The organism is Aequorivita sp. Q41, assembly GCF_039831855.1.
Lineage (GTDB): Bacteria > Bacteroidota > Bacteroidia > Flavobacteriales > Flavobacteriaceae > Aequorivita.
In genome coordinates, this window is the sequence record NZ_JBDPMS010000001.1 from 1,121,187 (window position 1) to 1,145,639 (window position 24,453).

At 36.6% G+C, this 24,453-nt stretch carries 18 protein-coding genes; 8 read left to right on the plus strand and 10 right to left on the minus strand.

The window, feature by feature from the left end; translation table 11 throughout:
* Positions 1 to 10 precede the first annotated feature (10 nt).
* From ABJ955_RS05230 to ABJ955_RS05245, 4 genes are all read right to left on the minus strand, one after another.
* On the minus strand, positions 11 to 499 hold the full coding sequence (locus ABJ955_RS05230; RefSeq protein WP_347373546.1) for a transcriptional regulator: 489 nt from the start codon (positions 497 to 499) through the stop codon (positions 11 to 13).
* An 89-nt stretch (positions 500 to 588) separates the two neighbouring features.
* On the minus strand, positions 589 to 2,904 hold the full coding sequence (pbpC, locus tag ABJ955_RS05235; RefSeq protein WP_347374364.1) for a penicillin-binding protein 1C: 2,316 nt from the start codon (positions 2,902 to 2,904) through the stop codon (positions 589 to 591).
* Between the two features lie 110 nt (positions 2,905 to 3,014).
* Entirely contained in the window at positions 3,015 to 8,600 is a 5,586-nt protein-coding gene (locus ABJ955_RS05240) for an MG2 domain-containing protein (protein ID WP_347373547.1), read from the minus strand.
* A 196-nt stretch (positions 8,601 to 8,796) separates the two neighbouring features.
* On the minus strand, positions 8,797 to 9,099 hold the full coding sequence (locus tag ABJ955_RS05245; protein ID WP_347373548.1) for an antibiotic biosynthesis monooxygenase: 303 nt from the start codon (positions 9,097 to 9,099) through the stop codon (positions 8,797 to 8,799).
* A 512-nt stretch (positions 9,100 to 9,611) separates the two neighbouring features.
* Here ABJ955_RS05245 and ABJ955_RS05250 point away from each other — a divergent pair.
* The 3 genes from ABJ955_RS05250 (at position 9,612) to ABJ955_RS05260 (ending at position 12,376) form a co-directional block, all read left to right on the plus strand.
* The gene (locus ABJ955_RS05250) at positions 9,612 to 10,121 is read left to right on the plus strand and encodes a CAP domain-containing protein (protein ID WP_347373549.1); all 510 of its coding nucleotides are present in this window, start codon (positions 9,612 to 9,614) and stop codon (positions 10,119 to 10,121) included.
* Between the two features lie 64 nt (positions 10,122 to 10,185).
* On the plus strand, positions 10,186 to 10,722 hold the full coding sequence (locus tag ABJ955_RS05255) for a 3-hydroxyanthranilate 3,4-dioxygenase (protein WP_347373550.1): 537 nt from the start codon (positions 10,186 to 10,188) through the stop codon (positions 10,720 to 10,722).
* A 100-nt stretch (positions 10,723 to 10,822) separates the two neighbouring features.
* Positions 10,823 to 12,376: an aldehyde dehydrogenase family protein gene (locus ABJ955_RS05260; RefSeq protein ID WP_347373551.1), complete on the plus strand. Its 1,554-nt coding sequence runs from the start codon at positions 10,823 to 10,825 to the stop codon at positions 12,374 to 12,376.
* A gap of 56 nt (positions 12,377 to 12,432) precedes the next feature.
* Here ABJ955_RS05260 and ABJ955_RS05265 read toward each other — a convergent pair whose 3' ends face one another.
* The 6 genes from ABJ955_RS05265 to ABJ955_RS05290 all read right to left on the minus strand — a co-directional run bounded on the left by ABJ955_RS05265 (position 12,433) and on the right by ABJ955_RS05290 (position 18,433).
* The gene (locus ABJ955_RS05265; protein ID WP_347373552.1) at positions 12,433 to 13,422 is read right to left on the minus strand and encodes an acyl-ACP desaturase; all 990 of its coding nucleotides are present in this window, start codon (positions 13,420 to 13,422) and stop codon (positions 12,433 to 12,435) included.
* Positions 13,423 to 13,485: 63 nt separating this feature from the next.
* Positions 13,486 to 14,211, minus strand: a complete 726-nt coding sequence (locus ABJ955_RS05270) for a metallophosphoesterase family protein (RefSeq protein ID WP_347373553.1) — start codon at positions 14,209 to 14,211, stop codon at positions 13,486 to 13,488.
* Complete coding sequence (locus ABJ955_RS05275; protein ID WP_347373554.1) at positions 14,208 to 15,299, minus strand: DNA helicase PriA; 1,092 nt, start codon at positions 15,297 to 15,299, stop codon at positions 14,208 to 14,210. The genes ABJ955_RS05270 and ABJ955_RS05275 overlap by 4 nt, the downstream gene beginning before the upstream one ends.
* Positions 15,300 to 15,346: 47 nt before the next feature.
* Positions 15,347 to 16,483, minus strand: coding sequence for an SPFH domain-containing protein (locus ABJ955_RS05280; RefSeq protein WP_347373555.1), 1,137 nt, complete (start codon positions 16,481 to 16,483; stop codon positions 15,347 to 15,349).
* Between the two features lie 58 nt (positions 16,484 to 16,541).
* The gene (locus ABJ955_RS05285; protein ID WP_347373556.1) at positions 16,542 to 17,678 is read right to left on the minus strand and encodes an ATP-binding protein; all 1,137 of its coding nucleotides are present in this window, start codon (positions 17,676 to 17,678) and stop codon (positions 16,542 to 16,544) included.
* Positions 17,678 to 18,433, minus strand: a complete 756-nt coding sequence (locus ABJ955_RS05290; protein WP_347373557.1) for an SDR family NAD(P)-dependent oxidoreductase — start codon at positions 18,431 to 18,433, stop codon at positions 17,678 to 17,680. Before ABJ955_RS05290 ends, ABJ955_RS05285 begins: the two co-directional genes overlap by 1 nt.
* A gap of 214 nt (positions 18,434 to 18,647) precedes the next feature.
* On the opposite strand from ABJ955_RS05290, the gene ABJ955_RS05295 reads away from it, so the two are divergent.
* The 5 genes from ABJ955_RS05295 (at position 18,648) to ABJ955_RS05315 (ending at position 24,453) form a co-directional block, all read left to right on the plus strand.
* Entirely contained in the window at positions 18,648 to 19,652 is a 1,005-nt protein-coding gene (locus tag ABJ955_RS05295; protein WP_347373558.1) for a MoxR family ATPase, read from the plus strand.
* An 86-nt stretch (positions 19,653 to 19,738) separates the two neighbouring features.
* Complete coding sequence (locus ABJ955_RS05300) at positions 19,739 to 20,602, plus strand: DUF58 domain-containing protein (RefSeq protein ID WP_347373559.1); 864 nt, start codon at positions 19,739 to 19,741, stop codon at positions 20,600 to 20,602.
* Between the two features lie 14 nt (positions 20,603 to 20,616).
* Positions 20,617 to 22,284 (plus strand): DUF4381 domain-containing protein, encoded by a 1,668-nt coding sequence (locus tag ABJ955_RS05305; RefSeq protein WP_347373560.1) that lies wholly within the window; start codon positions 20,617 to 20,619, stop codon positions 22,282 to 22,284.
* A complete protein-coding gene (locus tag ABJ955_RS05310; RefSeq protein ID WP_347374365.1) occupies positions 22,274 to 23,278 on the plus strand; it encodes a VWA domain-containing protein in 1,005 nt (334 codons plus the stop codon). Before ABJ955_RS05305 ends, ABJ955_RS05310 begins: the two co-directional genes overlap by 11 nt.
* 131 nt (positions 23,279 to 23,409) lie before the next feature.
* Positions 23,410 to 24,453 (plus strand): VWA domain-containing protein, encoded by a 1,044-nt coding sequence (locus tag ABJ955_RS05315; protein ID WP_347373561.1) that lies wholly within the window; start codon positions 23,410 to 23,412, stop codon positions 24,451 to 24,453.

Here is a 24,453-nt window from a genome sequence, read left to right on the forward strand (position 1 = left end):
TATTTAGCTATTAATCATTTTTAAATTTTTCAATAAGTTTTTTTTGGATTTTTTCAACAGAAGAACTTGCTTGTTCAAGGAAACTCAAATAATCTCTGTGGAATTCTAAATCAAACATTTCATTTGAATCTTCCCCCAAGGTATCATTCACCTCCTTTTTATAATCCATGATCTCCAAATGAATTTCCTTTTCATTATTCCACTTCCGAAGCATCTCAGACATTGATTGAATCATCATATTTGGGATAAGAATAAAATATTTCTTTCTATCTCCAGGTTTTGTAAAATACGTAATCCTATTTCCCGCTTGAAGAGTCGTTAAATGTGTAAATATTGTGCTTTTACTAGCTCCCAATTCACAAACTAACGATTCGAAAGTAATCCCTTTTTTACCTGTTAAAATTAAAGTGGAAAGTATTCTGGCAGCTAATGGCGCAAGTTGCTCCTTGCATTCTATATGCACACCAAGTTTTTCAATTATTTTCTCTCTTTTTGTCAACTTAAAGTAATTTTAAATTTCAAGCTGCAAATATAGGTTTGGTTCGGAATATTACGAACTAAACGATATTAATATTCTGTTAAATAAATTTATGGGGTATTTGAAGAGAATTTTATTGAAATCTGCTCCCGAAGCTCATTCCCTTCTTGATCTACTGCTGTTAAAAGATAATTTCCCGGTTTGGGTGAAATAGCCAGCTCGTGAAAAGTTTCTGTCTGCCCAATAAATTGAGTGTCTAAATACCAAAAAACTGTAGTTGAAGGTGACCTATGGGCAAGTTTAAAAACTACTTCATTGAGGTTTTCTTCAAAATTTTTAGGCAAGAGTACAGCTTCGTTTTTCTTAGGATAAATAAAAGCCATTAATTTTTCTCCTTCCTGCAAACAATCTGGCGCAAACGATGGTAAAACCTTATACTCTGGGTGTAGTGAAGCGTAGTAATACTCCATAACCGGTGGTAGTACAAACCAGTTTTGCTGTTTCATTTCTGAAAGTTCATAACAAGAAGAATTAACACGGTGATTTTCTGAAGTATTTAAAAAAACTGTTTGATGATACGGGCAGGCTTCAGTTCTAGTTCCATTTTTTGGAATCCATGCTACTTTAGTCTCTTCACAATAAAGACCCGATAAATGCCCACTTTTAGAACAAATTTCTATTTCTACTAATTCATCATAAGGGGTATTAAACCAACCACTTTGTGGCAACACATTTAAAACATCAAACAATACTGGGGCGGCGGCTTGAATTCCTGTTAAACCCGGGCGACCTTCCCCATCGGCATTTCCCACCCAAACACCTATGGCGTATTTTGGGGTAACACCAACAGCCCAAGCGTCTTTAAAACCATAACTCGTCCCTGTTTTCCACGCTAGTGGCTGGCTGCTCGTAAAAAACTCCCAGTTTTCCTCTCCGCTAGGGCGATTTACTTTTTCCATAGCTTCGAATGTCTCATAAATTGCTCCAGCATTCCAAACGGAAGGTTTTTGCTGTTTTTCTCCGAAGTCAATCGCTTTGTGGTTTTGAAGATAAACAGGATCTACAAATTCATTTTTTCTGTATTCGCTAGAAGAATTATTGAAAAAATTTAAGGTAGAAGCCATTCCCGCGTAAGCCTTAGTAATATCCCATAAACTACTTTCGGCGCCGCCGAGTATTAATGAAAGCCCATAGTAATCTGGGGCTTTGTTAATGGCTTTTTGGTCTAGTTTATTGAGTACGTTATAAAAACGCTGAAACCCATAATCGCGCAACATACGCACTGCAGGAATATTTAGTGAACGCGAAAGTGCCACGCTAGCCGGAACTGCACCATTAAACTTCTTGTCGAAATTTTCGGGTGTATAGCCATTTACAGTTGTGGGTATATCTGCCACCAATGTGTTTGGGAGTAACTCGCCAGCGTCTAGTAAGGACGTAAATAAAAATGGTTTTAATATACTTCCGGTGCTTCGGGCTCTTTCAATAATGTCTACATAATTATTGTGGGCTCTAGTTGTTGGGGCATTACCTACATATGCCAAAATTTCGCGCGTCTCTACGTCCAAAACCAAAACGGCTAGATTGTTTATTTGGTTTTGAGCCAACTTATAATTATGCTCTTTTACGATATTATTCACTTTTTGTTGCAGTGAAAAGTCTACCGTAGTTACAATTCGTTTTCCAGAGTGTTCTTTTCGTATTTTTTCGGTTAAATGCGAAGCGAATTCGGGTAAGGGCAAGGGTTTTCCGGGTAAATTTTCATCTAAAGCCAATTGATAGGTCGTTTTATCTATCACTTCATTTTGAAAAAGTTTTAGCAGTAAAGCATCTCTTTTTTGCTTCAAGATTTCTTCATTTTTCCCTGGAAAAATAAGTGAAGGCGCATTGGGAAGCACCGCCAAAGCTGCGGATTGCCCCCAGCTTAATTCGCTTGCTGGAATTCCGAAATACCGCCAAGAGGCAGTTTCTAAACCTACAACATTACCGCCAAAAGGAGCGTAAGAAGCATAGAGATTTAAGATAGTTTTCTTTTTGTAAGTAGCTTCTAAGCGTGTTGCTTGAAAAATTTCAATCAATTTTTCAAAATAGGTTCTGCCTTTATTTTTTCGGGAAAGCCTAATTACTTGTTGTGTAATTGTACTTCCGCCACGACGAGAATCACTCGTAAGATTACTCCAAAGTGCTTTAGAAATAGAAACCGGATTAAAACCCGGATGCCAGTAAAAATGTTCATCTTCAAAATAAAGAATACACTGCTCAAAGCGTTTTGGCACCGAATCTACTTGTGGAAACCGCCATTGGCCGTCATCGGCTATACGTGCGCCGAGCATTTGACCATTACTGCTTTCGGCTACGGTTGCGGTTGGAACATTGAATAAAGGTGAAGGAAGGCAAAAAAGCCAAACTAAAAATAAAAAGCCCATCCCGACCTTCCCAAAGGGAAGGTGTTTGATTCGGGATTTTCTTAAAAATTTCAAGCTAAAATAAATTAAGTTAAAAAGATTCTGCTTCCCTCCATCGGAGAGACGGAGGCCTATAATTCAACCCTAACCCACATTCCTTTGTTTCGTGCGTAATAGTTGTTGTCGTACATCGCTTCCACTTGCGTTCCTGGCAGATAATAGGTGCCTAGGTAGGAAGCATTCAGTTTAACTGTAAAAGTTTTGGTTTCATTTCTATTTAAGTCGAAAAAGAAATTTACTCTATCGTCACGTATATCGGTATAACGAGCAGTTCCGCTAGCTCCGCCTCCTAATTCAGAAAAACTGGTATTGACAATTTCCCAACCACTAGGGAAGATCTTAGCCAAAGCAATATTATTTATACTGTTTAGAGACGTATTGCTAACACTTACTTTTGCAATGATTTCTGTTCCTTGTCGCAGTTTGGAAACATCAATTGTATTTCCGGCACCGTCTAAATATTGAGATTGTATTGAGAGGTTTCTCTTTTCTGCAAGCTCATTTCCTAAAGGCAATTTGCCAGCTTGCGAAAGTGTTAAGTAAACGATGTTTCCTTTTTTATTAGTAACGGTAATAGCATTGTTGCCCATCACAAAAGAAAGGTCTCGTTGTGCAACGGCTTTATCAGATTTTAATTCAATTGTTTTACCACCATTCGTAAAACTAAGCTCCATTGCTTTTCCACCGTTTTTGTCAAGCATTTTAGCCATTGCCATCAATGCATAGGCAGTTTCTTGAGTGCTATACCAATTACTAGAAGACAAATCTTTAGCCACCGAAACTGCCAACTCACGTTGTTTAGTATCTTCCAATAACACCATAGTTTCTAGCGCCATAGCCTTATTTCTAAATGGAGAACCATAAGTGTAATAATCGTACTTTTCTGGTGTAAAATTAATATTTGCCGTTTGTGCAATTTGCTGCGCTACATTTTTCTTTCCTGCTAAAGCATAAGCTGCGGCAAGACGCCATTTAGCATCGTTGCTTAACTCTTTGCTTTCGCGAAGTCTGTTCATTGCGGCAAGCTCCGGTTTTCCGGCCAGTGCCAAAGTATAAAGCCTATAGGCTTGTGTTAAACTACTGTTGTACTTTGTGTAATTATTTCGCCATTGACGCGCTGTGTTTTGCTGATATTGCAACCAATTATTCATAAAACTTATTGGTAGTGCATAGCCTTTTTGCTTTGCCTCTAGCATAAAATGCCCCACATAATTGGTGCTCCACTCGTCTGCTTCACGCTCACCAGGCCAATAAGCAAGTCCGCCATTTGTGGTTTGGTATCTTCCTAGTTTTGCAATTGCCGCTTTTACGTTTTTCTCTATTGCTTGTTTTTTATCTAAAGTAATATCAAAAATAGCTGCTAAATAAAGCTGTGGAAAAGCAGAAGAAGTTGTTTGCTCAACACATCCGTAAGGATATTGAATTAGATACTCCATTCTCTTACCAAAATTCATTGGTGGTAAGGTAGAAAACTCAAGCATTGCTGCATTGCTTCCCGGTACACCGTAGGTTTCAAAATTGATAGTTTGCGTTCCGTTTTCTAAAAGCGTGTATTGAGTTGCTTTTTGCGAAATTGGATTCGGGTTTTCTACATCAACTTCAACTTTATAAGTTGCTTTTTCACCATTACCCGAAGCAATTACTTCTATAGTTTGAAACTCTTTTGTAGGCAGTACTTCAAACTCAAAATTAACAATTTGCTCTCCAGGCCCATTGAAAGAAACAGTTTTTGAAGTGCCGTTTATAGGTTTTAACGCTTCTCCTGTTTTTACTGTTATACTAGCGTTTTTCACTTTGTTTTCCATTGCAAAAACGGTGACAGGAAGTGTAACTTTTTCGCCAGGAGATAATTTTCGCGGTAGCGAAGCCAACACCATTAATGGAGTGCGAACTGGTGTTGTATTGTCTACACTACCATAAGCGCTCATTGTTTTGTCGCCCGCAATTACCATAGTGCGAACGGAGCCAATATAGTTTGGCATCATTATATTGTGAGTTGCAGTTTTTCCGCTAGCAAGCTCAAAAGGGCCTAAGTATTTTACAACAGGCTTAAAACGGTCTGCTTTTCTGTTTTTTGCTCCTGCGGCAGCATCGCCACCACCAATAGCGTATATATTATCTACACTGCCAGAATAGGCACCAATAACATAATCAAACATATCAAAAGATTTAACACCTAGCGCTTCACGGCTGTAAAAAGCTTGGTGAATGTTTGGTGTTGCAAAACGAGTTAAATCTAGCAACCCTTCATCAACTACTGCCAAGGTATAGGTCATTGGTTTTCCATTTTTTTCGGAAACTTTTACGCTGAAGTTTTCTTCTGGTTTTAAAACATTAGGCATACTAATTTCTGGATGAAGCACCGTGCTTGGGTCTTCTACCAAAAGTGGAATTACACCGTACAATCTTATAGGAAGGTCGTTTTTAGTCTGGCTATGCGGCTGAAGCAGTGAAATATTCACATATACATTCGGCGTCATTTCCTTAGTGATTTTAATTTTGGCTTGTGTTTCGCCTTTTTGGGTTTCTACCCAATGAGTTTCTAGAACTTCGGTACCGTTTTCAACACTAATTAAAGCACGACCATCACTTCCCGAAGGAAAACGTATTACAGCCTCATCGCCTACATTGTATTTTTCTTTATCTGCTGAAAACACTAACATACGTGCGCTTTCAGAATCGCCATCATTAGGGCGCTGCCACCAGTTTCTATAAAAATACGTAATGCGCCCTGTGGCGTGACCCGATTGTTTGTCTAAAACACGAATTAAATACCTTCCACCTTCTTCCTCGGGAATATTTAGGGTGAATTTACCCTTACCACTAGCATCGGTTTTTATTTTTAATTCTTTAACTGGTCGGTGTACCGTTGAATTTTCGTAAGTAGAAAGATTGTCTGAACCTCTATTCCACCACCAACGCCATTCAATTTTAAAAACCTTTACCTCTAGTTCTCTATTAGGAGCCGTTGCACCTTGGGCGTCTAGAGAAACCACATCAAAAACAGTGTTTTCATCTGTAAAATATGAGCCATAACGCCCGGCTTCTGGAGATTTTAAACCTACAAAATGTGAGAATGGCGCTAGATCTTTTGAAAAAATATCCATTGAAAAATCACCACCACCTTCGTAAACCTTCGTTAAAAAAGTAGCTTTCAACATCCCCGGAGCATTCTTACCAATTTCTAAACTTTGACTGAAAGCAGTACTGCCTTCAGAAGAAAGTTTAGCGTCTAAAACCGGTATTTCTATTTCAGAAAAACTCCTTATAGGGTCAATAAAATTGTATTTAGAATATTTAGGAAAAGCGGTATTACTAGCCCGTAAAGTAGCCGTCATATCAATTTTTAAATTTCGTGCTGGCGAGCCGTGTAACCACATTGCGCTGGCCGTTCCTTTTACGGGTTTTGTAGCATCGAGGATGTCGTCTTCAAAATCTAATTTTATTTTTAAACGGTTTGGCTTTATGGTCGCTACCTTTAAAGTATGGTTAAATTGAGCCCCACCAACACTTATAGTAGCATTCCAGTTACCCGTTGGTGCTGAAGGATCTGTAGCAATTGGGAAATAATAAAATCCTTTTTCAGTAGAAACATTTGTAGCAGAGCTTGAGACCGTACGTTGTACCAATTTTCCACGGGCATCGGTTACAGTAAGCGTTACAGGATGATTTTTTGGAAGTTTATTAGCATTGTCATTTAGCACAAAAGTAAGGTGAATGCTATCGCCTGGTCTATACACACCGCGTTCTGTATAGGTATAGCCTTTTAATCCTTTTTGTAGCTCTTTTCCTGAGATATCAAAATTACTCATAGAAAGCGCATTGCCGTCTTCCAATTTAACGTAAGCGTAATTATTTCCTTTTTGAGCTACTGCAAAAGCTGCATTTTTAGTTCCGTCGTAAATTGTTAGTCCTTCACTATCTGTAGTTACCGTTTCTATAAGTTGCTGTTGGTAATTAAAGAGTTTAACTTTTACACTCCCCTCTGGTTTTGCCGTAATTAGGTTTGTTGCCGCAAAATGATAGGATTGATTGTTCCCTTTTTTTACAATCAGCCCCAAATCTGAACCTAGAATATTTGTTGTAACTATACGGTCTTGGTTGTAATATGCACTATGACAAGGGTTGTCTTGTTGCTCCCAATTATAGGAGTAGTTTCTCCAGCTGTAAAGTTCGTTATCCCAATAACGGGCTTCACGCTCCTCTTCATCTTCCTCTGGATTGGTAGTGTAATAAGGGTCTTCTTCGTAATACTCGTCGTAATATTCGTCTTCATCGACTTCATTCTCTTGTGTAGCTGTTTCTGCACAATCATAGATAATATAGTCTTTTTTAAAACTTAATTCTAACTGGTAAATAGCTCCCGGATCTGCATTAAAATATTCAGAAAGGTTTATTCCGTAGGCTTTCCAGCTTCCGGTATTACTAATATTGTCTTTGTTTAACTCAATGGTCTTTTTAGCTATTCTTCTACCTACGTGTTTAATATTATAAGTGTTGTTGTCGTTTAAGTTATACCCCTGTAGAAACTGAAGCACATTGCTTTCATAAATTTTTACAATACGCACATCTACTTTTGAAAGGTTTACGGCTTCAAAATAAACTGGTGATGAAGCAGAATTTGGAAGAATCACTCCTTTTGAAACCATACGCACTGCAGGTTTTAATTGTTCAAAAGAAACGAGTTCAGAAAATTCGTTTTTCAGCTTAAAACCGGTATCGTTTTTAATTCCGGTAAACACAGTAACTTTTACATTGCCCACTATGCGGTTTGGTGGGTATACATTTAAAACATTGCCTTGAACCTCATAACGCAAATTGTTTGTCTTCTCTATAGTTACAAGTCCGGCAAAATCTTGATTTTCATGTAATGGGTCAGAAAAATTGATACTCAACATAGCTGCTGGTGCCAGAGTACTGCTAATATCTACAATTGTAAAATTGTTTTGACCAGGGATTTTAAAAGTGTTTTCGCCTTTATTTTCTGCATTTATAGGCTTGCCGTCCCATTTTATGAGTACTTCGGAATCTTCAATTTTTCGGCTAATACTATCTATAGTGAAATTAAAATAACGCGCATCGGCATCTTCTGTTGGCCATTTTAACTTTAAATTCTTTCCGTTTTGTGAAGCCGAAACCAATTGTTTTGCCTTTTCTGAAGCTATAAGGTCTGAAGTTTCAACAGTTGCTTCTACATATTGCCACTGTTTATTATACGATTGTAGTTTTCCTAAAGTGACTTTAAAATTTGGTTTTAAAGTAAGAAAACTGAAAGTGTAGGTTTTAAATTCTTTAGCAATATCTTGGTATAATTCATTAAGCTTAACTGTTACGGTATATTCTGTATCTGGCTTTAAATATTCTGAAGGCTGAAAAATTAAAGTAGTCCCGTTTTCAACTATCAATTTACCTTCGGTTTTTGGCGATATTTTTAAATAATCTTCTGCCGAAAGCTCTTGTGTTAGCTCAAATTGTTCTAATGGTTTAAGTAAGGAAACACGAATATCTGTAGTTATAGATTGGTTTCCGTAGGTATTATATGAAATATACTCCTTAAATTTAAAAAGATTGTCTGTTTGGAAATGATCACTCTTGTCATTGCAAGAAAAAACAAAGAGAAGTAAAAGAAAGGAAGCAAACTGAAGAACATTTTTCATAAGCAATGGTTAAAAAGTATCTAAAATTAAGGAAATAGATTGGCCTACAAAGCAAAACCAATTCGTTTTGTTTGAAAAAAGATTTAAATAAATTTTAAGTGGGTGATTTAATTTTAAACGATACTTTTAAAAAAATTCGTATTTAAAAATTCAATATTTAGGATGGAATTAACAACTAATCAAAAACATACACTATTTAATGTGTAAACGCATATTCCCTTTCAACTTTACATATCCGAACTTTATAATAGGAATACCATTGGTCACGACCTTTTTTCTGTGCAACCATATGGTCTAGATTAGCCTTCCATTTTTTAATACTCTCAAGGGTTTGCCAGTAACTCACGGTAATCCCAATTTCATTTCGGGCGTGTTCTATAGCCATAAAACCTGGTTGTTGTTTGGCAAGATTTTCCATTTTTTCAGCCATTTCTGCATAACCTTCAGTGTTTTCGGTTTGAACAGAAGTGAAAATTACCGCGTAATAAGATTGTTCCATTTATTCGTTTTTATAAATTTTAATAATTAACACTTTTTCAAAATTCATTTTTTCCAGATACATTCCTGCCATCTTAGAACCAATATCACAATTATGCACTAGCATCTTGTATCCTTTATATTACTAGATTACTTTCTATAACAGCTCTTTAGAGGATTATTTTTTTCTTTAGTTGCTCTCTGGTGCTTTCATAAATAATAATTCAGAAGCTTTCTTATTCCAATTAAGCATTCTACAGTAGGTTTTCAATGTTTTTGCAAATAAAAACCAATGAAATCACAAAAAAAAGTGATTAAAATTTTAACCCTTACACTTCTAAAAATTTGGATCCTAATATACGTGAAAATTATACTGTTTATAGCACTTAAGGGATATTTCATTTTAACTTTTTATACACAATTAATATTCATATATCCGATAAAGTGTAATGTTTACACGTTTAAAAACCTTTTTTATTAAATTTTTTATATATTTGAGAAATATCATATCCCAAATTTGATAGTCTCCAAATTATGTACCTACTAAAAAACAACCTACTTGCAATGGCATTAGTATGCTTGCTAATTAGCTCTTGTTCAAAAGAGGACTCGGTTGAAGTTGAAGCAGCTAACTATGATATTGATTTGGCTTTAGCTCAGAAAAATGATACTGATATGTCCGTCCAAATTTTAGAGCTCGTAAATATTCACCGTAAATCTTTGGGGCTTTCTACACTTAAAATGGATACTCAATACTCCTCTGCTTTCGCTGTAAATCATACACAATATATGATTGAAAAGGAACAGATAAGTCATGATAATTTCGGATATCGCTCTGAAGGAATAAAATATCATGTTGGCGCACAGGTTGTAGGTGAAAATGTTGCTTATGGTTATGATACTGCTGAAAAAGTTATGAATGCTTGGTTAAAAAGTCCTGGACACAGAGCCATTATTGAAGGCAATTACACACACACAGGTTTTGGAGTAATGAAATGTGATGAGGGCCGAAGCTACTATACCGAGCTCTTTTATAGAAAGTAGCCTCACTTTCTTTTCTATTAGACCATTTTGACTTATTTTTACGTAACAGTATAAAAATATGGCAATGGCTATTAAAAAACCTTTCAACTTAATTAAATGGATTGAAAAAAACCGCGATTTGCTTAAACCGCCGGTTGGCAATAAGAACTTATATGTAGATTCAGGCGATTATATTGTTATGATTGTAGCCGGTCCAAATGCCCGAAAAGATTACCATTACAACGAAACCGAAGAACTTTTCTATCAATTAGAAGGAAATATTCAAGTTGCTATTCAAGAAGATGGTGAGAAAAAAGTAATGGAACTCGGGCCAGGAGATATGTACCTACACCCTGCAAAAGTACCACATTCTCCAGGTAGAAGCGAAGGTTCTATTGGTTTAGTAATTGAAAGAAAACGCAATGATTTAGAAGGAAAGGATGGCCTTTTGTGGTTTTGCGACAATTGCAACAACAAATTATACGAAGTTTACTTCCCCCTAAATGATATTGAAACCGATTTCTTAAAACATTTCAAGCATTTTTATGGCAGTAAGGAACTTCGCAGCTGTTCTAAATGCGGTACCGTTATGGAAACCGACTCACGATTCACAGAGGACTAAAAACATATTTTTCAAACAGATATCTTTTCATTTTACATTCTAAAACGCAATGTGTACCTTTGCGTTTCACTCAATTTTAGAATAAAAAATTACAAAATATATGCAAGCAACAACCACTAGCTTCGGAATTGAAGAAGCATTGGCACAATTAGGAATTAAAGATGTAAACAAAGGGACTTCCACCGGAAACGTGTGGTTTCCTGGAGGTGCAGAAATTGCTTCGTACTCTCCAGTAGATGGTGCTTTAATTGGTAAAGTAACTACAACTTCTAAAGAAGAATACGAAAAGGTGATCGAAACTGCTCAAAAAGCTTTTTTAACTTTTAGAGCAATGCCAGCACCTCAACGTGGGGAGATTGTACGTCAATTTGGTAATAAACTACGTGAATTAAAAGAGCCTTTAGGAAAACTTGTTTCTTATGAAATGGGGAAGTCTTTACAAGAAGGTTATGGTGAAGTACAAGAAATGATTGATATCTGTGATTTCGCCGTTGGTCTTTCTAGACAATTAAACGGACAAACTATTCCGTCGGAGCGCCCAGGTCACGTAATGCGTGAGCAATGGCATTCGCTAGGGATTGTTGGAATTATTTCGGCATTTAACTTCCCTGTAGCAGTTTGGGCTTGGAACACAGCACTTGCCTGGGTTTGTGGCGATGTGTGTGTGTGGAAAGGAAGTGAAAAAGCACCATTATGTGCAGTAGCTTGTCAAAATATTATTGCCGGTGTTTTAAAAGAAAATAAGCTTCCAGAAGGAATTTCTTCTATCATCAACGGAGATTATACCGTAGGTGAAATGATGACTAAAGATACGCGTATTCCGTTAATTTCTGCTACAGGTTCTACAAGAATGGGACGTATAGTTGGCGCAACGGTTGCAGAGCGTTTCGGAAAATCATTACTAGAATTAGGTGGAAACAACGCCATTATCATCACCCCAACAGCAGACCTAAAAGTAGTTGTTCCTGGCGCCGTATTTGGTGCTGTAGGTACTTGTGGACAACGTTGTACCTCTACCAGAAGATTAATTATACATGAAAGTGTGTATGATAAAGTAAGAGATGCTATTGTAGGTGCTTACAAACAAATCGTTATTGGAAATCCATTAGATGAAAAAAATCACGTTGGACCATTAATTGACAAAGAATCTGTTGATACCTATTTAAAAGCAATTGAAAAAGCAAAAGCTGAAGGCGGAAAAGTTCTTGTTGAAGGTGGCGTTCTTGAAGGGGAAGGTTATGAAAGCGGATGCTACGTAAAACCAGCTATTATTGAAGCTGAGAACAGTTTTGAAATCGTACAGCACGAAACTTTTGCTCCTATTTTATACCTTATGAAATATACTGGAGACGTAGAAAATGCCATCGATATGCAAAACGGTGTTGCACAAGGTTTATCTAGTGCAATTATGACCAACGAAATGAAAGAAGCTGAAAAATTCTTGTCATTTGCAGGGTCAGATTGTGGTATTGCAAACGTAAACATTGGTACTTCAGGCGCAGAGATCGGTGGCGCCTTTGGTGGTGAGAAAGAAACCGGTGGCGGTCGTGAATCTGGATCTGATGCATGGAAAGTTTATATGAGAAGACAGACAAATACTGTTAATTACTCTGACGAATTACCATTGGCACAAGGGATTAAGTTCGATTTGTAAAATGTATAAATAGAGAATTTAAAAAAGCCGTTTCAATTTGAAACGGCTTTTTTAAATTATACAATCCCATTAGGTTCAATCCATTTAAAACGGTTGGCGTCTTCTGGTATTTTTATTCTATCTGCAATACGCAGCATTCTAGAAGGTAATTTTAAAAGGTAATCACGTGCTTTTTCAGCTTCATCTGTTAAGCCACTTATTTTTGAAATTTCCCAATGAGAGTTCAATTTTTCAAGAATATCTATATAATCATAGGTCGTGTAAACTCCCAAACGTTGTGCAGCATTGCTAAAATCATCAAAAGCAGAAGCCATTTTTCCGCCACTTTGACGTAGGTTTTGCGCAGGCATAATAATTTTTTTCTGCATCATATCTTGAAAGGCGAGCATCATTTCGCTAGCGTCATACTCAAAAATAGTTTTTACAAATTGGCGGTAGGCTAAATGGTGACGCATTTCATCACCAGCAATAATATTACACATCTTTGAAAGCATTTTATTGCCTTTTTTCTTCGCTATTTTTCCAACGCGATTGTGTGATACATTCGTTGCCAGCTCCTGAAAACTTGTATAAATAAAGTTTCTGTACGGATCGCGACCCGTACCTACTTCAAAACCATCATTTATTAGGTGTTGTGTGGTTTTTTCAACTTCTTTCATATTTACCCTTCCAGATAAATACAGATATTTATTTAATGCATCGCCATGACGGTTTTCCTCTCCCGTCCAATGACGAATCCATTTGCTCCAACCATTCCGGCCGTGCTGATCTACACCTTCCATATCCATTAACCAGCTTTCATAAGTTGGTAAAGCCTCTTCTGTAACCATATCACCCACCAAAACGATCCAGAAATCATAGCCAAGTTCCTTTGCTTCTTCCCGAAGTTGGAAAACTTCATCCATATAATTCTCCTTTTGAAAATTAGGCAACAGATCTGTGGGTTGCCAAATTTCATCTACAGGAATAAGGTATTGGTCAATATAACTATCGATTTCTTTCTCAACAGTTTGCATTACTTCTAGTCTGATATTTTTAAGCGCCATTGTATTTATTTAGAGGAATTACAAAGATAGTGAGTGAAAAATTGAATTTGTAATAAAGAAGTATTAATTCCTTCCTTTTTCATTTGAATACAGTTTATAAACTGGCTCACTCTGCCAAGTTTCTTTAGTATCTACATCCAGCATTGCTAATTTTCCTTTAAAAGCCGCGCCTGTATCTACATTCCATACATTTGCAATATTAAGAGGTTTGTCTTTTCCTAAGCGAGTTACGGGGGTATGACCAATAAAAATTTCGTTAAATAGCTTTAATCGTTTAGGGTATGTATCGTCATCCATAGAAATTGAAGGATCCAATGCACAAACCATCTCCCAAAGCGTTCTATCCCAATAGACCATATTTGCGTAATATTCGTGTTCTGGCCCGAGTTGGTTTGTAAATCCTGCATGTACAAAAAGACGGTTTGCAGAATCTATATGATAATTAACAAGGTTTTCAAAAAACTGAAGGTGTAGCTGTTTTTCTGCTTCGGAAAGCTTTGCATAGCTTTTAATGCTCGTTTCACCGCCATGTTTTATCCAAACTGGGTTTTTATCTCCAAATTTTAAAAAATTATACAGTAACTCATCGTGATTTCCTCTTAAGAAAACACAGTTGTTGTTTTTTGAAAAAGCTATTAAATACGTAATCACTTCCGCAGATTCGCTCCAACCATCTACATAATCTCCCAAAAAGATATAGTTGGTGTTTTCGGGCAGATTATTAGATTCCAATAACTGCTTTAATGCCTTGTAGCCTCCGTGTATATCGCCAATTACAACTGTTTTCATTTTGAAGAAAATAAATAAATTACTCCAATTAGCATTATTATAGTTAAAACGAAGAAAAATATCTTCCAAAAAGAATACGGTCTTTGTCCTGAGATTTCCCCGCTTTGTCCATTTACAAAAAAGTTATAGCGTTTCCCTTTATATTTATAGGTACTTATATACACCGGAAGCAAGATGTGTTTAAAAGTTTCATCGGTAAGCTTCATGTTAATAGTGCTTATGCTTTGTGTATCCCCCCCAATATCGCGACAGGCCAAACTGCGCGCAATCTGCTCTGCAATTTTATTGCTTTCATTGTGGCTTTCTAAAAGCGGAATGGTATATTTTTCGGTAACAAAACCAGATAAATATCCGCTGTTAAAGGGTTTTAGTAATTGTAAATTCCAACGTGCTATTTTTTGAGGAATCACACCTGTTTTTTGATTGGAAGCTTTAATTAACGTATCATCTACAAAGCCTGAAATAGTTCCAGATGCAGGATACCAACGCGTTCTTCTTTCTTGAACGGTGCGTTTGTTTTTACCACTTCCAACGGTTTTTGTAACATAATAATATTCGCCACGCTGTCCCGTATAATCTGCATAAAGCTGGGCATCAAAAGTCCAATAGGGTGAGTATAATCCTCTGGTTTTTTCGGGATCGATTGCTGCTTTTTTAAGATTGTTTGGTGCAAACCAAAGTCCATCAACCCATTTTTTAAAAATTTGAAATGCTTTTTTCTGATCAATTTGAAAAGGCAAAACAGCTCCTGGTAAAATCCATTCTTCTTTGTAGGCGTCTTCAATTATTAATGGTGAACCACAGTAAATACAGGAAAGTGATTTATAATTTTCTTCTATATGTTGGTTTGCGCCACAGTTTTTACAATGAAGCATTGTAATTTCTTCACTATGGCTTTGCGAGCCCATTTTGTCTAAATAGGGCTTCAATTCCAGTTCTTGAAAACCAGCTTTAGAAGCAGCAATTGTTTCTGTATGCCCGCAATAATCACATTTTAAATCAGTCGTTCCAGGAGCATAGGTAAGCGCTGCACCACAATTGACACAGGATTTTTTAAGTTCAGATTTTTTGGGCGAAATTTCTTCCATGAAGTTTTTCTTCCGAAGGAATGGTTATTTCAGAAATTATAAATCAGTTATTGCGGTGGAAGTGGTGGGGGGGTGTTTCCTCCTAAAAATGATTTTAATTCCTCAATTTGTTGAAGTGCTGTCCACTCTGCCAACCCAGCTTTCCAGACCAACGTATCTTTGTTTACAGTCCTATTTGCAAATAATGCCTGTAATTGCTCGAACCCTACAGGGCCAACTTGTGCGCCATTTGCAGCATAAAAATACTGCACTGCGGCAGGCATCGGTGGGGGCATCATTCCACCTTGTTGTTGCTGTTGTGCTTGCTGCTGCCCCATTTGCGGGTTCATCATACCGCCCATTTGTTGGGCAAGCACAAAGCCCATACCCATGCCCATTCCAGCTCCAGCGGTTCCGCCTTCGTTTGCTGCAGCAGCTTCAATAGCTTTTGCAGTTTTAAACTTGGTAAGCTTATCTAAATCTAATTTGTCAATTCGGCTGTACTCGAAGATTTCTTTTTTAAGATCTTCGGGCATTGAAACATTTTCGATGTAGAATTTTTCTAATGAAATCCCAACACTATTAAACTCCGGCTGCATTACTTCTTTACAGGTTTCAGAAAGTTCCGTTGTATTGGCAGCGTACAATTCTATAGGAAGTTTTGCCTCGCCAACAGTATCTGTAAATCGTGTGGCGATAAGGCTTTTTAGGTGTTCATTAATTTCAAAATTGGTGAAATTATTATCTGTCCCCACAATGTCTACAATAAATTTTCCAGCATCATTTATTTTGTAGGCATAGCTTCCAAAAGCACGAATTTCCACCAAACCAAAACGATCATCACTCAGTGTAATCGGGTTTTTTGTTCCCCACTTCTCGTCTGTAAAAAGATGTGTATTCACAAAATAAATTTCCGCTTTAAACGGACTATTAAAACCGTATTTCCATCCTTTTAAGGTCGTTAAAATTGGAAGGTTTTGAGTGTTTAAAGTGTACGTTCCAGGTTTAAAAACATCTGCCAATTGCCCTTCATTGATAAAAACAGCGGTTTGCCCTTCGCGAACAATAAGCTTAGCATTGTTCTTTATTTCGTTTTGGTAACGTTCAAAACGATGACAGATAGTATCTGGAGTATAGTCCAACCATTCAATAATGTCAATAAATTCGTGACTTAGCTTTTCTTTAATTTTGTCGAAAATGCCCATAATTACAGTGAGTTTAAAAATTGAAGTTTAAAGATATAAAAATAGGTTGAAACCAAGGTTAATTATAGCTTACCTTCCTTAAAATACGCAGTGATTCTTTTAAAAGCTGATATGCCTCAGCGCTGTATTGCTTCAAATATTCCTTTGCTTCTTGTAGTTTTTCTTTTGCTTCTTCAAAATCATTTAAATAGCAAATAAGATAGGTTGATGGCAAATTGTGTAAATCTCTTTCTTCGGAAGCATTAAGTGGAATGTGCTTTTTCAGTTTTTCTAAAATGCTGTTGTTTGCATTATAAATATGAAAAAGCGTTTTTTTGTTGAATTGTGGCGGTTCAAAAATAAGTTTGGAATCTATTTTATACGAACCATTTTCTTGAAAATAAATAGTCATTTCTTCCAACGGATAATATTTAAATTGCTCATTCAAACCCAAATGAACATACTCCACGGTTTTAAAATAATCGTCTGTAAAAGTGATGCTAATTTCATCTAAGGCAGAATAAAAAAGTCGTACCTGCTCGTTAATAAGCTCAATATCTACACGAGAATAATATAAATTTCCTTTCACTTTTTTATAATTTCCAGCCCAGCATACTACAAACTGCTCTTTAAAAACTTTATAGTGACTTTCTAGATCTTTGTGGCGGTTGTTTGTAAAATCCATCACGCCGTCTAGCGTATGTTGAATATTATTTTTCGCAGCATTCTCAATGGATTTCACTATTTCTGAATTCACATCTTTTATTTCAATATCAAAATCCTTCGGCATTGATATGCTACCGTCACGAAGAAAAATAGAGCCGCCCCAATATTTCCAAATATTTTTACGTAGCGAAGTGATTTTTCCGTTGGGTCGAATGGTAACCAAACCCACCACTTTATCTGAAGGCAGGTTAGGAAAAGCAATGTTTTCATAGATAATCAAGGGTGCATTTGTGAGATACGCATTTACAAGATTTTGAATTTTACTATCGTCAAAAAAATCTACGCCTCTAATCTCGTTGGTTTCGTCTTCCACCCCAATAACGATAAAAGAGTTATTTGCAGGATTGCTATTGCTGAGTGCGCAAATGTGTTTTAAAAATTTTGCTTTCCCTTCTTTAGTGCCAAGATCTATTTTTCGCTTTTTATCATAAAAACTGCTCTCATCGTTATGCGCGAGTAAATTTTTAATTAAAAGGCGTTTATTGATCATTATTTCTTATTTACAAGCGTTGAAGAAGCTTGATCCAAACACATTACCGTTAAATCTGCAATATTAACATGAGGTGGACGCGTTACAGCAAACCAAATAACATCGGCAATATCTTCAGGTTTTAATGGTGTAAACCCTTGATACACTTTTTCAGCTTTTGTGGAATCTCCTTTAAAACGAACTTCGCTAAATTCCGTTTCAACCAATCCTGGATTTATAGCGCCTACTTTTATTCCTTTTCCGTTAAGGTCTATCCGCATGCCTTGGTTTATGGCATCTACAGCATGTTTACTGGCGCAATACACATTCCCTTTTGGGTACACTTCTTTGCCAGCTGTGCTTCCAATATTTATAATATGCCCACTTTTGCGTTCAATCATTTTTGGAAGAATTGCTTTACTCACATAAAGCAATCCTTTTACATTAATGTCTAGCATGGCATCCCAATCTTCTATAGCACCTTCATCAATTGTGTCCATTCCATGGGCATTACCAGCGTTGTTTAATAGAATATCGACTTCTGAAAATTCAGCTGGAAGCTGCTGTAATTTTGAAAAAACTTCTTCTTTATTCCGCACATCAAAATTTAGTGTGTGTACTTTTGTAAATTCGGAAAGTTCTTCAGAAATTTTTTTCAATCGATTTTCTCTTCTTCCGCAGAGCACTAATTTTAATCCATTTTTTGCAAAAAGCCTTGCTGTGGCCATGCCTATTCCTGAAGTAACTCCAGTAATTACTGCTGTTTTATTTTTCATTTTCAAACTTTTTTTAAAAATACTATTTCTAAAGGGTTCTAAAAGCAAAATAGCGTACTCTAAATTGGTAGGTAAAACTAATTTAAAATGTATCCCATAATTTTAAGTTTTTCTCTTTTTTAATTTAACCAATTGTTAACAGGGTTTTTATCAATAAATTTTCAATTTGCACCGTCTTTTTAAAAAGAAATATACATTGAATCTAAATCATAGTATGGAAAATACAAATTCGACCTTTGACATTGGGGCATTAAATGAGAAAATTGAAAGAGAAAGTGCCTTTGTGGATGTTCTTTCAATGGAAATGAATAAAGTAATTGTAGGCCAAAAACACATGGTGGAACGGCTTATGATTGGGCTTTTAGGCCAAGGCCATATTCTGTTGGAAGGAGTTCCTGGGCTTGCAAAAACGCTTGCTATCAACACACTTTCTAAAGCAGTGCACGGAACTTTTAGCCGAATACAGTTTACGCCAGATTTACTTCCTGCAGATGTAGTGGGAACGATGATCTATAACATGAAGGTGAATGATTTTAGCATCAAAAAAGGTCCCATTTTTGCCAACTTTGTGCTTGCAGATGAAATTAACCGTGCGCCAGCCAAAGTACAATCCGCACTTTTGGAGGCGATGCAGGAAAAGCAAGTTACCATTGGGGAAACTACTTTTAAACTTGACAGGCCATTTTTAGTAATGGCAACACAAAACCCGATTGAACAGGAAGGAACCTATCCGTTACCAGAAGCACAGGTTGACCGTTTTATGCTGAAAACAGTAATAAAATATCCACAGATTGCCGAGGAGCAACTTATTGTGCGCCAAAATTTAAAAGGAAGCTATGAACAAGTGAATCCTGTAGCAACTATAGAGCAAATTACAAGAGCTCAAGCGGCTGTTCGTGAAGTTTATATGGATGAAAAAATTGAAAAATACATTCTAGATATAATTTTCGCAACTAGAACCCCAGAGAATTTTGGTCTTTCAGAAATTAAACCCCTTGTAAACTTTGGTGCTTCCCCGCGTGGTAGTATTAACCTTGCAATTGCTGCAAAGTGTTACGCGTTTATTCGTCGTCGTGGCTATGTAGTTCCTGAAGATGTTCGCGCCGTAGTACACGATGTACTTCGCCACAGAATCGGGATTACCTATGAGGCTGAAGCCGAAAATATTACTTCCGAAGAGATTATCAATAAGATTGTAAACGTAATTGAAGTCCCATAGGATTTACGATTTTAGAATGCCGATTTACGAATTCCTTTCAAATTAAAAATTCATAAATCTAAAATCGTATATCGTAATTAATCAAAATGGATACAAAAGAACTTCTTAAAAAAGTACGGAAAATCGAGATCAAAACACGCCGATTAAGCGATCATGTGTTTGGTGGCGAGTATCATAGTACATTTAAAGGGCGCGGGATGACGTTTAGCGAAGTGCGTCAGTACCAATTTGGCGATGACGTTCGGAATATAGATTGGAATGTTACCGCGCGTTACAACGAGCCTTTTGTAAAAGTTTTTGAAGAAGAGCGCGAACTCACTTTAATGTTGATGGCAGATATAAGTGGTTCTGAATTTTTTGGAACACAAGAACAGTTTAAAAATGAAATTATTACTGAAATAGCCGCAACCTTGGCTTTTTCAGCAATGCAAAATAACGACAAAACGGGATTGATTCTTTTTTCAGATGAAATAGAACTTTATATTCCCCCGAAAAAAGGAAAATCGCACGTACTGCGAATTATTCGTGAGTTGATAGAGTTTCAACCAAAAAGCAATAAAACAGACCTTGCCAACGCATTAAAATTTTTAAGCAACGTAATGAAAAAGAAAGCCATCGTTTTTGTGCTTTCAGATTTTATTGCAGCCGATTATAAAGATACATTGAAAATTGCCGCTAGAAAGCACGACCTCACCGGAATTAGAGTTTATGACAAAGCCGAAGAAAACATTCCAAATTTAGGAATGGTGCAAATGCAAGATCAAGAAACTGGCGAGCTTCTTTTAGTAAATACAGGCTCCAAAAGTGTGCGTAATCACTATTATAGTTACCATCGTGAACGTGTGGATTACTTCACTGAAACTTTTACCAAAAGTGGCGCAGGTGCTTTGAGTTGCAGGGTTGATGAAAGTTATGTAAAAAAATTATTAGGGTATTTTAAAAGACGATAGATTTTATACTTGAGATGTTAGATTTTAGACAAAATAGTAATCAGAAAAACCGAAAAGTTATTTTTCAGGGCAATTCATATTTACTTTTTTCGGTAATCGTATTCTTCTTTTCTTTTTTTGCTAACGCCCAAGTAACCTCTTCCATAGATTCTACAAAAATTAGAATTGGCGAAGAAATACTATACACCATAAACGTTCAAGCAGACTCAACCGATGTAGTTGTTTTTCCTGAAGAGCAAACTTTTATGCCTTTAGAAATGATCACGTCCTATAAAATGGACACTACATTTGAAGCTTCAAAATACCGCCTCATTAAAAAATACGGGTTAACGCAGTTTGATAGTGGTCATTTTACCATTCCGCCCCAACGTATTTTTATCAACAACAAGCCTTTTTTAACCGATTCCATAAAAGTGGAAGTTGCAGATGTGGTTGTAGATACTACAAAACAAAAAATGTTCGATATAAAACCTGCGGTGGAAGTAAAAAGTCCGCCGTTTGATTGGCTATCGCTTTTATACTGGTTACTTCCTGTTTTATTGATTATTGCAATCGCCTTTTATTTATTCCGAAGAAAAAAACGAAAAGACGCTGCCGAAAAACAATTACCTCCTTATGAAGAAGCCATTGTAGCGTTAAAACAATTGGATAATTCACAATTATTGCTGGAGAATAAAAGCAAAGAATACTATAGTAATCTTACTGAAATTGTAAAGCGTTATTTAGACCGTGAAGTAGATGAAGCTGCGCTAGAAAGCACCAGCGACGAACTTATTAGTCGTTTAATGATGCACAAAGATGCTGGAAGTTTTGATTTTGATTTGGACACGATTCGGAAGTTAGATCAAATTTTTAAACGTGCCGATTTGGTGAAATTTGCAAAAATGAACCAACAATCTGGGCAAGCGGAAGTTGATAGAAAAACTATTGAAGAAATTATCAACGAAACCCATGAAGCCGTTCCGGAGCCTACCGAGGAGGAACTCTTAAAAAACCAAGAACACCTAGAAAAGCTTAAGAAAAAGCGCCAACGCAAAAAATGGATTTTGGGAATTTCGGGCGTATTTGCTGCAATTATCTTGTCGGCAATAATCTATGGTAGTATTTCTGGTTTTGATAATTTAAAAGATAAAATTCTTGGCAACGAGCTCCGAGAGCTTTCCGAAGGACGCTGGATAAATAGCGAATACGGAAACCCAGCCGTAATTTTAGAAACCCCCGAAGTACTTATTAGAGGCGAAATGCCTAAAACAAATGCCGATAATAGCATTATAAGCGCTAGAGATGTATTCACTTTTGGTGAAAAAAATGCACCGCTCTACATTATGGTTTCCACAATACAGTTTTCACAAAAACAAGACATTGCATTAGATACTGCTTTAGATGCTGTTTTGGACGATCTTGAGCAAAGTGGAGCTAAAAATTTAATTGTAAAACGCGATGATTTTGAAACCGAAAAAGGCATCAAAGGTTTAAAAGCTTATGGTGCGTTTAATGTTCAGGTTTCAGACAACAAAATTCTAAAAGAGAAAAGCACTTATGAACTCTTACTCTTTGCACAGCAAAATGGTTTGCAAGAAGTTTTGATTGTATATCAAGACGATGGCAACTACGCCGAAAAAATAAAAGAACGTATTATCAATTCCATAGAACTTGAAATTTCAGAGCATGATGGGCAGTAATTTCGAATTTGTAAATCCGCAGTTTTTCTGGTTGTTTCTATTACTTCCAGCACTTGTGCTATGGTATTTATGGAAACGAAAACAACAAACAGCATCTCTAAAAATTTCTAGTATTAGCGGTTTTAAAACTGGAAAAAACTGGCTAGCACGCTTAAAACCATTTTTGTTTGTACTTCGCCTTTTGGCACTTTCAGCATTAATCGTGGCAATGGCAAGACCGCGTACTGTAGATGAAACCACAAAAACAAAAACTACACGTGGAATAGACATTGTTATGGCAATGGATCTTTCTGCAAGTATGCTTGCGCGCGATTTAAAACCAAATCGTTTGGAGGCCCTAAAAACAGTTGCCGCACGTTTTATAAGCAGTCGCCCAAATGACCGAATTGGTTTGGTGGAATATGCAGGAGAAAGTTATACCCGAACCCCTTTAACAAGTGATAAAACCATAGTCCTTTCATCGTTAAAGAGTATGGTTTACAACACAACCATTGAAGGCGGAACAGCAATTGGTTCAGGTTTGGCAACGGCTGTAAACCGTTTGAAGGAAAGCCGTGCCAAAAGTAAAGTTATCATTTTATTGACCGACGGGGTTAACAACTCAGGCTTTATAGACCCAAGAATAGCAAGTGAGCTTGCGGTGGAATTTGGTATAAAAGTATATACCATAGGTTTGGGAAGCAATGGTATGGCAATGTCGCCCATTGGTATTCGCCCAGACGGTGGTTTTCAGTACGGAAATGTGCAAGTGGAAATTGACGAGACTTTGCTAAAGGAAATCGCTGCAAAAACGGGTGGTCAATATTTTCGAGCAACGAGCAATACGAAACTAGAAGAAATTTACGAAGAAATAAACAAGTTAGAGAAAACGGATATCGAAGAATTTAAATACACAAATTATAACGAAATGTTTCGCCCATGGGCAATTTTCGCATTGATTTTAATTGCCTTTGAGTTTTTGTTGCGAACAACCATTTTCCGTGGGTTTTTGTAAAGCTCCTAACCCCCAAAGAAATGGAACAGGAAAATGATTTTGCAAACAAAAAAAACAATTCGTTTTCTGTTGAAAGAATGAATATGAAAACCAAAATAATAAAACTAAAAAACAGCAATAAAGAATAAAAAATGTACCAACTGGAGCAACCCATATATTTTTACATTCTCTTCGCCATACCGGTGTTTGTAGTGCTTTTTCTATTGGTTATACTTTGGAAAAAAACGGTTCAAAAACGGTTTGTGGATAAAGATTTGCTTAAAAAATTGAGTCCAAACCAGTCGCTTTTCAAATCAATTTTGAAGATTTTTGTGCTTTGTTTGGCAATTGCATGTTTAAGTTTTGCTTTGGTAAACCCAAAAATTGGAACCAAGTTAGAAACCGTTAAACGTGAAGGTGTAGATATTGTTTTTGCACTAGATGTTTCAAAAAGTATGCTTGCTGAAGACATTGCGCCAAACCGTTTGGAAAAATCAAAACAACTTATTACCCAGATAATAAACAGCCTTGCTGGCGATAGAATTGGGATTATTGGCTATGCCGGTAGCGCATTTCCGCAGGTTCCAATTACTACAGATTTTTCTTCTGCAAAACTATTTTTAAGCGGCATGAATACTGACATGGTTTCTTCACAAGGAACTGCAATTACGCAGGCAATTGATATGGCGCAGACGTTTTATGATGATGAAGGCCAAACAAACCGGGTTCTTTTTATCATTTCAGACGGAGAAGACCACGAAGGAAATGTTTCAAGTATCGCCGAAGAAGCTGCAGATAATGGGGTTCGCATTTTTACTATTGGGGTAGGAACCGTAAATGGAGGGCCAATTCCTATTAAAGAAAATGGCGTGTTACAATATTACAAACGGGATCAAAACAACGAGCAGGTAATCACTCGTTTAGGGGAAGAAACACTTAAAGAAATTGCCCAAACCGCCAATGGTGCCTATATTAACGGTGCTAATACCAAAGTAGTGGTGGATGAAGTTAAGGCCATTTTGAACGGCATGGACAAAAAAGAATTTGAGGCGAAGCAATTCACTGATTTTAAAGATCAGTTTCAGTGGTTTTTAGCTGGGGCATTATTTTTGTTGGTTTTTGATGTATTGTTGTTAGAACGAAAAACCGCTTGGCTTAAAAAGTTGAATTTGTTTAATGAAAAGGAAAAAGTATAA